The organism is Sphaerimonospora mesophila (genome assembly GCF_001417795.1).
In the GTDB taxonomy this organism is placed as follows: Bacteria; Actinomycetota; Actinomycetes; order Streptosporangiales; family Streptosporangiaceae; genus Sphaerimonospora; species Sphaerimonospora mesophila.
Map to the genome: position 1 here is coordinate 252,443 of NZ_BCBX01000031.1, position 12,416 is coordinate 264,858.

The following is a 12,416-nucleotide window of genomic DNA, read 5'->3' on the forward strand; positions in this document are numbered from 1 at the left end:
TGCTGGTGCGACGATGACGAGGTCAAGGGAGAGATCCTGTGGGAGTACGCAAGGCCAGGGCGGCCGAGACCGAGGCGGCACTGAAAGAGGCCGCCCGGCGGCAGTTCGCGGAGCGCGGTTATCTCAACACGAAGATCACGGACATCACGGCAGCGGCGGGCCGCGCCACCGGGTCCTTCTACGACCACTTCGCGAGCAAAGAGGAGCTGCTTCAGGCCCTGCTCGCCGACATGCACGGCAAGGCGCACGACCAGCTCGCCGGGGAGGACCATCCTCCGCATGACCTGACGGACCGGAACCAGCTTCGCGAGCACCTCGCGGTGGCCTGGCGCCTGATGCGCGACAACCGGCCCGTCATGGTCGCGCTGTTCGAGTCCGCGATGGTCGCGGGGCCGGGTGCGGGCGAGATCTGGCGGCGTCTGATCGAGGACACCCGGGTGCTCCGCGACCATCTGGAGCACCTGCGGGAGACGGGCCACCGGCTCCCGGGCGACCCGGAACTGGTCGCGGCGGCGATGGGCGGGATGCTGTCGATGCTCGCCTACGCGCTGCTCGGCGACGACACGCGGGCCGGCCGCTCCGACGACGAGGTGATCGACACCCTCACCGGGCTCCTGCTGCACGGCGTCGCCGGGCCGGGCGGCCCCGGTCATGTCTGACCTGGTTCACCGGCCGTAGAAGGCCACCGCGTTGTCGTGGAGGACGGCGTCGACATGGTCGCCGGCCGCGTCTGCCAGGACGTCGAGGTCGGAGTCGGCGAAGGGGCGGCGGGCCCGGGTGGAGGGCAGGTCCGACCCTGCCATCAGTGCGGTGGGGTCGGCCTTGAGCACGGCTCGGATGGTGTCGGCGACATTGAGGTCGACCCTGCCGAAGCCGGTCGCCTTCACCCGCACTCCCTGCTCGACCAGCGCCAGCAGGTACGGCAGGCCGTCGGCGTGCAGGCCCAGATGGTCGATGCTCACCGCGGGCAGCGAGGCCAGGGTGTCGGCGAGCTCGGGCAGGTCGCGAGCATCGACGTAGAGCTCGACGTGCATGTCGGCCACCTCGTGGACACGGCGGGCCAGCGTCTCCAGGTGTTCCAGGCTCGCCGATCCGCCGCGGCGGAGGTTGAAGCGGACCCCGCGCACACCGGCTCCGGCGAGCTGAGCGATGTCCTCGTCGGGGAGGTCGTGCGGGATCTGGGTGACCCCGACGAAGCCATGGCCGAGCTGCTCGAGCGCGTCGAGCAGGTAGCCCTGGTCGAACCGCTGGAACGACCCGGAGACGACCACGCCGCCGACGACGTGCAGCGCGGCGGTGCGCTCCCGGTAGTCGTGGACGGTGAACTCCTCGGGCACGAACCCGTTGTTCTCGAACAACGGGAAGCGGCTGTCGATCACGTGGAAGTGGGCGTCGAAGAACGGGCGGCGATCGGTCACGATGAATTCCTCCGGCGACTGTCGGGGCGGGGCGCTGATCCGCCGTGTACGCGGACCGCCGTACGGCTCGTCAGTGTCCCGCTTCCAGCTCGGCTCGCACTGTTGGCTGTTCGGCCGAATTCTCAACACGCTTTTCTGACACCCGGGCGGCCTGTCGGCGGTTCGTGAAGGGGACTCCAGCCAGGGTGTTGAGAATCGAACGGTTTACAACACCCCCCTCTCTCTCCCACAGGCGTGGCCCAGAAATCGGCGATCGCTGATGTATGGGCGTCATGTCGCCGCGCCGCTTGACCCTGACGCAGGGTCAAGCTTTCAGCATGGTGGCATGACCGCGGAAACCGGGGCGATCGAGGTCGCCGAGCTGTACGACGAGAACAACGATGATGGAGAGCGTGCGGAAGGAGGCGACAGGACGATGCGGCACTTCACCATCCACCACGACGGCGTCACGATCCGGGGCTCTCACGAGGGCCGGGGACGACCGCTGGTCCTGTGCCCTGGCCTGAACTCGACCCAGGCCGACCTGCGCGAGCTGACCGAGTTGCTGAGATACGACCACGACGTGGTGACTTTCGACCTGCGGGGCCATGGCCTCGCCTCGGCCGCCGACCGTTACTCCTTCGAGGCGTTCCTTAGCGATCTGGACGCGGTGATGGCGGAGCTGGGAAACCGTGGCCTGCCTGCGGCGCCTGTGCTGGTGGGCTACTCGCTGGGCGCTGACCTGGCCGTGCACTATGCCTCCGAGCATCCTGACACTGTCGCCGGGCTTGTTCTGATCGACGGGGCGAACCCGGTGCCCGAACCGTTCATCACCGAGGCCGTCCTGCCGGAGTTCCGCGCCATGTGGGAAGACATGGCGACGCAGCAGGAGGCCAAGCGGGACACCGCGCGTCAGGTGCTGCTCACCGTCCAGGAGATTCTCGACCTGAACCTCGAGATCGATGTGATCCGGTCCGGGATCCTCGACCGGTACAGGAAGATCGACCGGCCCATCACAATGATCATGTCGACCTCGATGGCCGGCGACAGCGGCGAAGGACACGCGCCTCGGTTCAACCAGAACTGGCGTGCCGGCGTCGAGCGGCTTGTCCGCGAGCACCCGCACATCGCCACCACCTGGCTCGACGCCGATCACCAGCTGGTCTTCACTCATGCCCCGCGAATCGCCCAGATCATCCGCGATACAGAGATGATCTCTTGAGCAACTTCTGGAGACTGGTCTGATGCTGACCATCGGCGAGCTGGCGTCGTACGCGGGAGTGACGGTCCGCGCGGTGCGGCACTACCACGCCAAGGGCCTGCTACCGGAGCCGAAGCGGGACCACTCCGGCTACCGCAGATACGACGGCGGCGCCGTGGTCGAGCTGATCAAGATCCGGACCCTCGCCGAGGCCGGGGTCCCGCTGGCGCGGGTGCGAGATCTGCTGCGGGCCGGCGAGGAGGAGTTCGCCGCGGCGATCGCGGACATCGACAGGAGGCTGCGGGCGGAGATCCGCGAGCGGCAGCGGCATCGCGAGCGGATCGCCCGCCTCGCCGCCGGGGAACACCTGGTGCTGCCCCCGGAGGTGGTCGAGTATCTCGACCGGCTGCGGGCGCTCGGGGTCGACGAGCGGATCGTCCAGGCCGAGCGTGACGGCTGGATCCCGCTGGCCGCGCACTCACCCGAGCGGGTCCCGGAGTGGATGGCACGTAAGCGGGAGCAGATCGACGATCCGCGGCTGGTCGACTTCTACCTCACCCTGGGCCGGGCCCTTGACCGAGCCGACGACGACCCGCGGCTGGTCGAGCTGGCCGACAAACTGGCCGCCTACATCACGCGGATGGCCGACGAGCGGGGCGAGGACTACGTCGACGACACCGATATCGAGCTACCGCTCGTCAAACTGATGGACACGCTGGCATTCGACACTGTGCCGCCGGCGCGTCGGCTGATCGAACTTCTGAAGCAGCGAGGCTGGACGGGCTGGACCAAGCTCGAGCGCGTGGCCCCCACACCGGGTGCGACTCCCTGGTAGCGCCGGTACGCGCAGGAAGACGCCACAGTGCGGCGATCCAAGCGCCATTGGTGATGGCGGGCAGGGGTACTGACGGGCGAGGCGACAGCGTGGTCCAATCGCAACAGCGACCCAGCGACGGACTGCCCTCATGCACCGCCGAGCGAGCCGAGAGCGCCGATGCTCAACCGGGCGCTCAGATCAAGGCGCACCTCGCCATAGGGGCGGACGTGCAGTCAGAACAGCTGGGTCAGGCCGCGCCCAGTGCGTCGTTCAGCTTCGCCAGGGCGCTGGTCATCTCCTCGCGCAGGCTGTCGCGGAACTCTGTCGGGTCCAGGGGTTTGCGCGGCTCGCGGTAGTGCTCGGCACGGCGTGACTCGAAGTCGGTGGGCAGGTCCTCGTCCGGGTTGCGCCACCGGTCGGCGCCGACGACCACGATCTCCTTGCAGCGCGGCTGCTCACGCAGGGTCTGGAAGGTGGCCACCTCGTACACCATGCGCGCCACCCGGCGCCGACCGCGGGTGTCGGTGCGATAGACCAGGGCGGCCCAGCCTTCGAGCGCGCCCTTGTGCTCTGGCGCGGTCTCGCCGAGCGGATAGTAGGCGGTGTTGCCCGGGGAAGACCACCTCGCGGCCGGGACGGGTCCTCGGGCAGCAACGTGCCGAGCAGCCGCACCGTACCCCACTGACACCGCCCACGACGGGCATGGGCCGGGCCCGTGGTGCGGCGAACGCGACCGCCGCACCACAGGCCCGCCCGACCACGTACGGTTCAACCGGACGGAACCGGTGTGATCACGGACTGCTGCAGGTGGCCTGCGGAGTGGCCGAGGACCCTGCGCCGATGAAACCGAAGGTGGTGCTCGCGTCGGCGGCGACCGAGCCGTTCCACGACTCGTTGCGCACCGTCACGTTCGAACCGGAGCCCGAGTGCACGCCGCCCCACACCTGGGTGATGGTCTGCGAACCGGGCCAGGTCCAGTTCACGGTCCAGCCGTTGATCGGCGAGTTGCCCGCACGCACCATGGCCTCACCCTGGAAACCGCCGGGCCAGGAGTTGACCACCCGCAGCGTCGCCGAGCACGCGCCGGTCGGCCCGGACGGCGAGGGGGTCGGAGTCGGGCTGGGGCTGGGGGTCGGCGTCGGAGACGGGGTCGGAGACGGGGTCGGAGACGGGGTCGGAGACGGAGTGGGAGTAGGGGTGGGGTTCGGCCCGTCGCTGAGGGTGGGGGTCTGCCAGTCCCGCCACTGAGACAGGTTGCCGGACTTGCTGGGGGAGACCCGGAACACTCCGGTGTTGCCGCTGGTCTTGAGCAGGAACTTCCTGATGTTCTGCTGCAGGGGGTCACGCCACTCCGACCGGGAGGCGCAGTGGGTGCCGTCCTGGACGTCGGACCAGTAGCTGATGTTGGACTGCGCGCCGAGTGCCTTGTAGATCTCCGCCCCGGCCAGGGCCGCGACGCTGCCGGAACGGGCGGCCAGCCAGTCGACGTGGGGGTTTTCCATGATGAACAGCCCGCGTGGTGCGATCATGCCGATCATCTCGTGGGTGTCGACGGGCAGTGCGCCGGGGTTGCCGGTGTAGGAGCCGAAGGCATCGCCGAGCCAGGGCTGTTCGGAGTAGGCGCTGCTGAGCGGCTGGGCGCCGCTTTCCTGGGCGATGCCGCGGAAGACCGGCACGCCGGCGCTGCCGGATTCGATGGGCAGGGTCAGCGCGATGCGCTGGTCGAACACGCCGCTGACGAATGCGCCCTTGCCATAGCGGGAGCAACCGGTGACGCCCATGGCGTCGGCCTTGAGTATGGTGCCGCCCGACTGCTCGACGACGTCGATGATGCGGCTGACACCCCAGGCCCAGGCGGCCAGCAGCCCGGTGCTGCTGGAGGAGCCGTAGATGCTGTAGAAAGCACCCTGCTTGTTGTTGCGCGCGGTGCCTTCCTTGCCCACGGCCAGGGGGTCGTAGCTGATGACGGCGGCCCCGGCGGCCTTGATGGCGGCGGTGTCGGCACCGAATCCTCCCACGACGACCACGGCAGGGAACGGCCCGGTGCCGGAGGGGAGATCGACCCCGGCCGAGAAGGCGGCGCTGCGGCCGTTGTGGGACACGTTGACGGTGATGCCGGTCCGGGAGACCGTCCCGGTGACACTGGACGGCTTCGCGGGCTTCTCGCCGTAGACGAACCGCTCGGCCAGCTTCTTGATCTCCGCTCGGCGGCACCGCCACTCGGCCTTGGTGGTGATGCGGGTGCCGTCCAGCTTCGTGAAGGGATCGGGAAGTTTCGCGTTGGACGGGCCGGAGCCGGGCACCGTCACCGCGCAGTCGGCGCCCTCGTCCTCCACACCGGACGCGGCGCTCGCGGTGGGGCCCTGCGCCACCGCGAAGGCGATGGACAGCATCGTCGCGACGCCCAGGACGAGCATTCGGCGCACGCCGGAGATCCGGCTCCCGCTGCGGGAGGTGATATCGCCGGTCATCGGGCTCCTCCGGGCGAGAGCCGATGGGTGCCGAGGACCAGTTTGAGACGTTTCAAGGCGATGCGTCCTTCCTCCTGGCGGTCCGTGACCTGTCACAGGTCTGCGGAGAGCAGCAGACCGAGCGAGGTGATGAATGTTTTCGAAGCTTTACCGAAACATTCCGAGCCCGCAAGACCCAAGTCAGGCCGTGCACGCGACAGGCCGTGGAGGCGCCGTTAGCCCTTTGCGCCCTTTACTCCTAAATTGAGGGGATATCGACCGGTGAGGGTGGGGGTGATCGGCCGTCCATCATCCCGACCGTCTCTGAAACTTTTCGGCCAAGTGTGAAAATTTCAAGGACAGTCAGGATGGGTGATCTTCGTGGGTGTTTCCGGGCAGGGCCGAGGTCCGCGGCGTGGGATCGGGAGGGGGAGTCGCAGGCGCCGGACGCCTCAGAGGAGCGGCCAGTTGCGCAGGGCGGCGTCGGCCATCTCCTGGAGTTCATCGCGGTCGACACCGCTCGCGGTTTGCACGGCGATGCCGAATGCCAGGGTGGTGACGTAACGGGCCAGGAGTCCCGGATCGGTCTCCGCAGGCAGGTCGCCGTCGTCGACGGCTCGCTGGAACCGCTCTCGGAGGCGGGAGCAGCCGTTGTTGCGCCAGGCGGCGAGAAGGTCACGCACTCCGCGCCCGGGGTCGCCGGTGGCCAGGGCGCCCTGGACGCCCAGGCATCCGTGGGGGTGGGCCGGGCGGGTGGTGGTTCGAATGGTGCCGGCCAGGATCGCGGTGGCGACGCCGAGGGCGGTCGGCTCCTCCAGGGCCCGGGTCAGGTACGCGCCCGGGCCTTCGGTGTAGCGCTCCAGGGCCTTGCGGAACAGTTCCTCCTTGTTGCCGAAGGCCGCGTACATGCTGGTGGTGGAGATGCCCATCGCCTCGGTCAGTTTGGCCAGGCCGGCCCCCTCGTAACCGTGCTCCCAGAAGACCAGCATGGCGCGCTCGAGAGCTTCGTCGACGTCGAATCCTCGCGGTCGGCCGACGGGGCCGGTCTGTCTGGTCTCCACTCCCGCAGCCTACCGCTTCTGCATCGATCGATACAGAACGTGCTATCTTCGAGTTCCGCATCGATCGATACAGAATTCGACGGAGGTCATTGACGTGGGACTACTTGAGGGCAAGACCACTCTCGTCACCGGCGGCAGCACCGGAATCGGCCTGGCCAGTGCCGTACGGCTGGCGGCCGAGGGCGCACACGTGTTCATCACCGGCCGGCGCAAGACCGAACTCGACGCGGCCGTCGAAGTGATCGGCTCAGCGGCCACCGGGGTGATCGGCGACATCTCGAACCTGACCGACCTGGACCGGCTCTACGACACGATCCGCGGCCGGGGACGGGGCCTGGACGTACTGTTCGCGAATGCCTCCGTCGCCGCGTTCGTGACACTCGAGCAGGTCACCGAGAAGCACTTCGACACTCTCTTCGACATCAACGTCCGGGGCACGCTGTTCACCGTCCAGAAGGCGCTGCCGCTGCTCAACGACGGCGCCTCGGTGATTTTGAACGGCTCTACCAACGCGGACGTCGGCGATGAGGCGTTCGGCGTGTACGCGGCGACCAAGGCCGCCATCCGATCGTTCTCCCGGACCTGGGCCAACGAACTCAAGGGACGCGGCATCCGGGTCAACACCATCACGCCCGGCCCGACCGATACCCCTGGTCTGTCGGGGCTCGTCGCCGACCCGGAGCAGGCCGCCGACTTCAGGCGGCGACTGGCCGCGAACGTGCCGCTGGGCCGGCTCGGGCGCCCGGAGGAGATCGCCGCCGCCGTGGCCTTCCTCGCCTCCGAGCAGAGCGGCTTCATCACCGGTTCGAGTCTGTACGTCGACGGCGGCCTGAAGCAGATCTGAGTTCCACGGCCGTACGTCCGGCCAGGACGGAGGCCGGCGACGCACTGGTCGCACGAGAGGTCGAGATGGAGGACCCATGACAGTGATCGGCATCATCGGCGCGGGGGAGGTCGGTGGCCAGATCGCGCGTGCGGCGATCGCGAACGGCTACGACGTCGTCATCGCCAATTCACGAGGACCTGAGACGTTGCAGCACCTCATTGAGGAGCTCGGACCGTCGGCGCGTGCCGCGACCGCCGCCGGCGCCGCCGCCGGTGACTTCGCGGTCGTGGCGGTCCCCCTCAAGGTGGTCAACGACATGCCGGAGGCGGAGCTGGCAGGCAAGATCGTGCTTGACACGAACAACTACATGGTCTGGCGCGATGGCCATATCCCGGTCATCGACTCGGGCGAGAAGACGGTTCACGAGCTACGCCAAGAGCACCTTCCGCGATCCAAGGTCGTCAAGGCCTTCACCCACATCCAAGCTCCCCGCATCACCACCGCGGGTTTGCCGGCGGGCGCGCCAGGCCGTCTGGCGCTGTCGGCCTCGAGCGACTTTCCCGAAGCCGTGGAACTCGTGACGCGGCTGTACGACCAGTTCGGGTTCGACACCGTCGACAACAGCCCGCTCAGCGAGTCGTGGCGCAGTGGCCCCGGTCAGCCCGCGTGGCTGGCACACGAGCACCAGACCCGTGCCGAACTGATCGCCAACCTCGCCCGGGCGCGACGGATCGTCTCGAGGTGAGTCCGTCCGCTGAGCGACTTCCGTCAGGACCGACGGGGAGTCGGGCCCGGGCGGGTACGGTCGATCCAGGCCACCTGGCGATGTATCGCGGGGAGACAGCCTCAGGCGATCTTGCGGTGGTAGGTGACCATGGCGAGGGCGCACGCGACGATGAGGATGCCGGCGCACCAGGCGAGGCCGATCCAGACGTCACCGCTGACCGGCCGCTGGGCGAACAGGTCGCGGATCGTGTTGACGATGGACGTCACCGGCTGGTTCTCGGCGAAGGCGCGCACCGGTCCTGGCATGGTGTCGGTGGGCACGAACGCCGAGCTGACGAAGGGCAGGAAGACGATCGGGTAGGAGAAGGCGCTCGCGCCGTCCACGGTCTTCGCGGACAGGCCCGCGATCACGGCGATCCAGGTCAACGCCAGGGTGAACAGAACGAGGATTCCGGCGACCGCGAGCCAGGCCAGGACTCCGGCGCCCGAGCGGAATCCCATGAGGAGGGCGACGAGCACGACGATCACGAGCGAGATCAGGTTGGAGACCACCGAGGTCAGCACGTGCGCCCACAGCACGCTCGACCGCGCGATCGGCATGGACTGGAATCGCGCGAAGATTCCGCTTCTCATATCCGTGAAGAGCCGGAACGCGGTGTAGGAGATGCCCATCGCGATCGTGATCAGCAGAATTCCGGGCAGCAGGTAGTTCACATAGTGATCCGATCCGGCGTCGATCGCGCCGCCGAACACGTAGACGAACAGCAGCATGAGGGCGATCGGCATGATCGAGACCGTGATGACGGTGTCCAGGCTGCGGGTGATGTGGCGTCCGGACCGTCCCAGCAGGACAGCGGTGTCGCCGAAGAAGTGCGTGGTCATCGTCGTTCCTTAGTCGTCCGTGCCGGCGTTTCCGGCCGCGCCGTCGTCGCCGATGATGGCGAGGAAGACGTCCTCCAGGGTCGGCTGTTTCTCGACGTACTCGACCTTGGCGGGCGGGAGGAGCCGCTTCAGTTCGGGGAGGGTGCCGTTCGCGATGATCCGCCCCTCGTGGAGGATCGCGATCCGGTCGGCGAGATGTTCGGCTTCGTCCAGATACTGCGTCGTGAGCAGCACCGTCGTCCCCTGGTCGGCGAGTTCCCTGACCGCCTGCCACACCTCGATGCGCGCCCGGGGGTCGAGCCCGGTCGTCGGTTCGTCGAGGAAGATGACGGGTGGATTCCCGATCAGGCTCATCGCGATGTCGAGGCGGCGGCGCATGCCGCCCGAATACGTCGCCACCTTCCGCGCGCCCGCGTCGGTCAGCGAGAAACGGTCGAGCAGCTCATCCGCGATCTTGCCCGGATGCCTGAGATGCCGTAACCGGGCGACCAGCACGAGGTTCTCCCGCCCGGTGAGGATCTCGTCGACGGCCGCGAACTGTCCGGTGAGGCTGATGGACTCCCGCACGTCCGCGGGTTGCGTGGCGACGTCGAAGCCGTTGACGCTGGCAGTCCCGGCGTCGGCCTTGAGCAGCGTGGACAGGATTTTCACGGCCGTGGTCTTGCCCGCTCCGTTCGAGCCGAGCAGGGCGAAGACGCCGCCTCGCGCCACGTCGAAGTCCACGCCGCGCAGCACCCGTAGCGTCTTGTACGACTTCTCCAGGCCCCGCACGTGGATCGCGGGCTCCTGGGCCTGACCGACTTTCATCCGGATGTCCGTTCTCTCGTCACGGTCTGTCGCCCGCCGCGCCGTCGATGGCGTGGATCAGCCGTTCCCGCTCCCGGCTGATCCACTGACCCTCCGGGTAGTTGCGGAGAAAGGTCTCGGCGAACTCCACGGGGTCCTCGCCGACGACCGCGCGAATCGGCGTGCCGTTCGCGGCGCTCTCCTCGAACAGATCGGCGAGATCCTCCAGCATCGACAGCAGGCTGTCCGCCTTGCCCGGCCCGAAGAACTGCATGTACCGCTGCAGCGCATCGACCGCCGTGTGATAGTCCGCGGGTAGCCGTTCCGTACGCGCCTTGTACTGCCGGTAGCGCCTCTTCTGCTCGATCCATCCCAGCGCCATGTCTAGTTACCTCCTTCACGGAGCCGTTCGAGCCGTTCTGCGAGGAAGCTCCAGGTCTCCCAGAACTCTTCGAGATATTTCCGCCCCTGGTCGTTGACGGAATACACCTTGCGCGGCGGCCCCTTCTCGGACGGGACCTTCTCCACGTCCACGAGGCCGCGCCGCTCGATCCTGACGAGCAGCGCGTAGACGGTGCCCTCGGCGATGTCGGAGAAGCCCTGGTCCCGCAGCCACGCCGTGATTTCGTAGCCGTACGTGGGCCGGCCGGACAGGATCGCGAGGACGATGCCCTCCAGCGTTCCCTTGAGCATCTCCGTCAGCTGCCTGCCCATGGAACACCTCCTTCCGCTACTAAGTACTACTGACTACCGGTACATAGTAACGCTGAATAGCTGAGTCGCAAGCGGCCGGCGAACTTCGGCCCGCACGTCTTGTGCGCGGACGGGAGGGCATTGCGTCCCGAATGCTCGATATGTAGTGTTACGGCATGTTCTACAGCTGAACTGTAAAACGGGATCTCGGCCGGCACCGGGGCCGTGGAGATCAGCCAGGTCCGAGGGCCGACGGGATCACCCGTCGGTGCTCGCGTCCGACGCTTCCCCCACACGGCTCATCGGCCGGGCCGCCTCACCTCCGGCCTGGGAGACCCTCCGCCGAGCCCTATCTGAAGCATGGAGAGCAAGGTGCCCGAACCACGGCAGTACCCCCGGATCCGGCTGCGCGGCAGCCCGCATGAGCGCGGCCGCCGGTACGGCGAAGCCGCCCGCGACCGCATCCACCGCAGCAGACGCGGCTACGAGGCCGCGTTCGCGCAGGCGGCGGGCTGGCGCTGGGAGCAGGCGGTCGAGGCCGCGGCGCCGCTGGAGGCCGCCATCGCCGAGGCGTTCCCGGCCTATGTCGAGGAGATGCACGGCATCGCCGAGGGAGCCCGGCTCGGTTTCGCCGATGTGCTGACGCTGAACGCGCGCACCGAGGTGCTGTGGGCCGCCACCGCCCGTCAGGCCGCCGCGATGCGTACCGCCCACGCGCGCGAGTGCAGCGCCTTCGCGCTCCTGCCCGGCCGTACCGCCGATCGCCACACTCTGATCGGGCAGAACTGGGACTGGCTCCTGCAGGGCTTCGACACGGTGGTCACCCTCGAAGTCGAGCAGGACGACGGCCCGAACTACGTCACCGTCGTCGAGGCCGGTCTGCTGGCCAAGATGAGCATGAACTCCTCGGGGCTCGCCGTCGCGACCAACGCGCTGGTCACCTCCGAAGATCGTGGCGCCCCCGGCCTGCCGTACCACATCGTGCTGCGCGCCCTGGCCGACTGCCACTCCCTGACCGACGCCGTCAACGTGATCCAGCGGCACTGGCGCTCATCCTCGGCCAACTACCTGCTGGCCCACCGGGACGGCGCCGCGATCAACGTGGAGGCCGCCCCCGGAGATCACAGCAGGGTGTATCCGCAGCTGCCCGTCCGCGGCGGCCTCGTGCACACGAACCACTTCCTGGCTTTCCTGCGGGACGTCACGGATGTGTCCGTCTACGCGATGCCCGACAGCCTGGTGCGTCTCCAGCGGGTCAGGCAGGCCATCGCGGAGACCGACGAGCCGGTCACCGTCGACTCCCTGCACCGGGCCCTCGGCGATCACGCCGACCACCCGCACTCGGTCTGCTGCCATCCTGACCCGCGGGACGCGCCGGACCGGCGGTGGGCCACCATCGTGTCCGTGATCATGGATCTCGACGACCGGACCATGTGGATCAGCGCCGGCAATCCGTGCGAACACCCGCACCGGCCGCTCACCTTCGGCGACCTGCTCGACAAGCCCTCGCCGTTGCGCCCGGCCCCGGCCCCGGCGCCGGGGTGACGGTCCCGGCGCCGGGGGATCACGCTGAGGGA

At 68.3% G+C, this 12,416-nt stretch carries 14 protein-coding genes; 6 read left to right on the forward strand and 8 right to left on the reverse strand.

Annotated features, from left to right (window positions below):
- Positions 1-38 precede the first annotated feature (38 nt).
- Positions 39-659: a TetR/AcrR family transcriptional regulator gene (locus AP234_RS05545; RefSeq protein WP_055478453.1), complete on the forward strand. Its 621-nt coding sequence runs from the start codon at positions 39-41 to the stop codon at positions 657-659.
- Positions 660-665: 6 nt separating this feature from the next.
- Here AP234_RS05545 and AP234_RS05550 read toward each other — a convergent pair whose 3' ends face one another.
- Positions 666-1,418: an amidohydrolase family protein gene (locus tag AP234_RS05550; protein WP_055478454.1), complete on the reverse strand. Its 753-nt coding sequence runs from the start codon at positions 1,416-1,418 to the stop codon at positions 666-668.
- Positions 1,419-1,743: 325 nt separating this feature from the next.
- On the opposite strand from AP234_RS05550, the gene AP234_RS05555 reads away from it, so the two are divergent.
- Both AP234_RS05555 and AP234_RS05560 read left to right on the forward strand, forming a co-directional pair.
- Positions 1,744-2,619, forward strand: a complete 876-nt coding sequence (locus AP234_RS05555; RefSeq protein ID WP_200926238.1) for an alpha/beta fold hydrolase — start codon at positions 1,744-1,746, stop codon at positions 2,617-2,619.
- Positions 2,620-2,641: 22 nt separating this feature from the next.
- Positions 2,642-3,433, forward strand: coding sequence for a MerR family transcriptional regulator (locus tag AP234_RS05560; protein ID WP_055478455.1), 792 nt, complete (start codon positions 2,642-2,644; stop codon positions 3,431-3,433).
- 229 nt (positions 3,434-3,662) lie between these two features.
- Here the strand turns inward: AP234_RS05560 and AP234_RS35950 are convergent, their stop codons facing one another.
- The 3 genes from AP234_RS35950 to AP234_RS05575 all read right to left on the reverse strand — a co-directional run bounded on the left by AP234_RS35950 (position 3,663) and on the right by AP234_RS05575 (position 6,926).
- Entirely contained in the window at positions 3,663-4,097 is a 435-nt protein-coding gene (locus AP234_RS35950; RefSeq protein ID WP_152990261.1) for a hypothetical protein, read from the reverse strand.
- 109 nt (positions 4,098-4,206) lie between these two features.
- Positions 4,207-5,886 (reverse strand): cellulose binding domain-containing protein, encoded by a 1,680-nt coding sequence (locus AP234_RS05570; protein WP_055478457.1) that lies wholly within the window; start codon positions 5,884-5,886, stop codon positions 4,207-4,209.
- 431 nt (positions 5,887-6,317) lie between these two features.
- Complete coding sequence (locus AP234_RS05575; protein ID WP_055478458.1) at positions 6,318-6,926, reverse strand: TetR/AcrR family transcriptional regulator; 609 nt, start codon at positions 6,924-6,926, stop codon at positions 6,318-6,320.
- A gap of 94 nt (positions 6,927-7,020) precedes the next feature.
- Here AP234_RS05575 and AP234_RS05580 point away from each other — a divergent pair, with 94 nt between their 5' ends.
- A complete protein-coding gene (locus tag AP234_RS05580) occupies positions 7,021-7,770 on the forward strand; it encodes an SDR family oxidoreductase (RefSeq protein ID WP_055478459.1) in 750 nt (249 codons plus the stop codon).
- Between the two features lie 76 nt (positions 7,771-7,846).
- Positions 7,847-8,497 carry an NAD(P)-binding domain-containing protein gene (locus AP234_RS05585; RefSeq protein ID WP_055478460.1) on the forward strand — a complete coding sequence of 217 codons (651 nt, stop codon included), beginning with the start codon at positions 7,847-7,849 and terminating at the stop codon, positions 8,495-8,497.
- Between the two features lie 101 nt (positions 8,498-8,598).
- On the opposite strand, the gene AP234_RS05590 is transcribed toward AP234_RS05585, so the two are convergent.
- From AP234_RS05590 to AP234_RS05605, 4 genes are read right to left on the reverse strand one after another with little or no spacing between them, the layout of a single operon-like run.
- Positions 8,599-9,360, reverse strand: coding sequence for an ABC transporter permease (locus AP234_RS05590; RefSeq protein WP_055478461.1), 762 nt, complete (start codon positions 9,358-9,360; stop codon positions 8,599-8,601).
- Between the two features lie 9 nt (positions 9,361-9,369).
- Positions 9,370-10,167, reverse strand: coding sequence for an ATP-binding cassette domain-containing protein (locus AP234_RS05595; protein ID WP_055478462.1), 798 nt, complete (start codon positions 10,165-10,167; stop codon positions 9,370-9,372).
- A gap of 19 nt (positions 10,168-10,186) precedes the next feature.
- Positions 10,187-10,528 carry a DUF1048 domain-containing protein gene (locus tag AP234_RS05600; protein ID WP_055478463.1) on the reverse strand — a complete coding sequence of 114 codons (342 nt, stop codon included), beginning with the start codon at positions 10,526-10,528 and terminating at the stop codon, positions 10,187-10,189.
- Between the two features lie 2 nt (positions 10,529-10,530).
- Positions 10,531-10,860: a PadR family transcriptional regulator gene (locus AP234_RS05605; protein ID WP_055478464.1), complete on the reverse strand. Its 330-nt coding sequence runs from the start codon at positions 10,858-10,860 to the stop codon at positions 10,531-10,533.
- A 339-nt stretch (positions 10,861-11,199) separates the two neighbouring features.
- Between AP234_RS05605 and AP234_RS05610 the strand changes: the two genes are divergently transcribed.
- Entirely contained in the window at positions 11,200-12,384 is a 1,185-nt protein-coding gene (locus AP234_RS05610) for a C45 family peptidase (protein WP_055478465.1), read from the forward strand.
- Positions 12,385-12,416 lie beyond the last annotated feature (32 nt).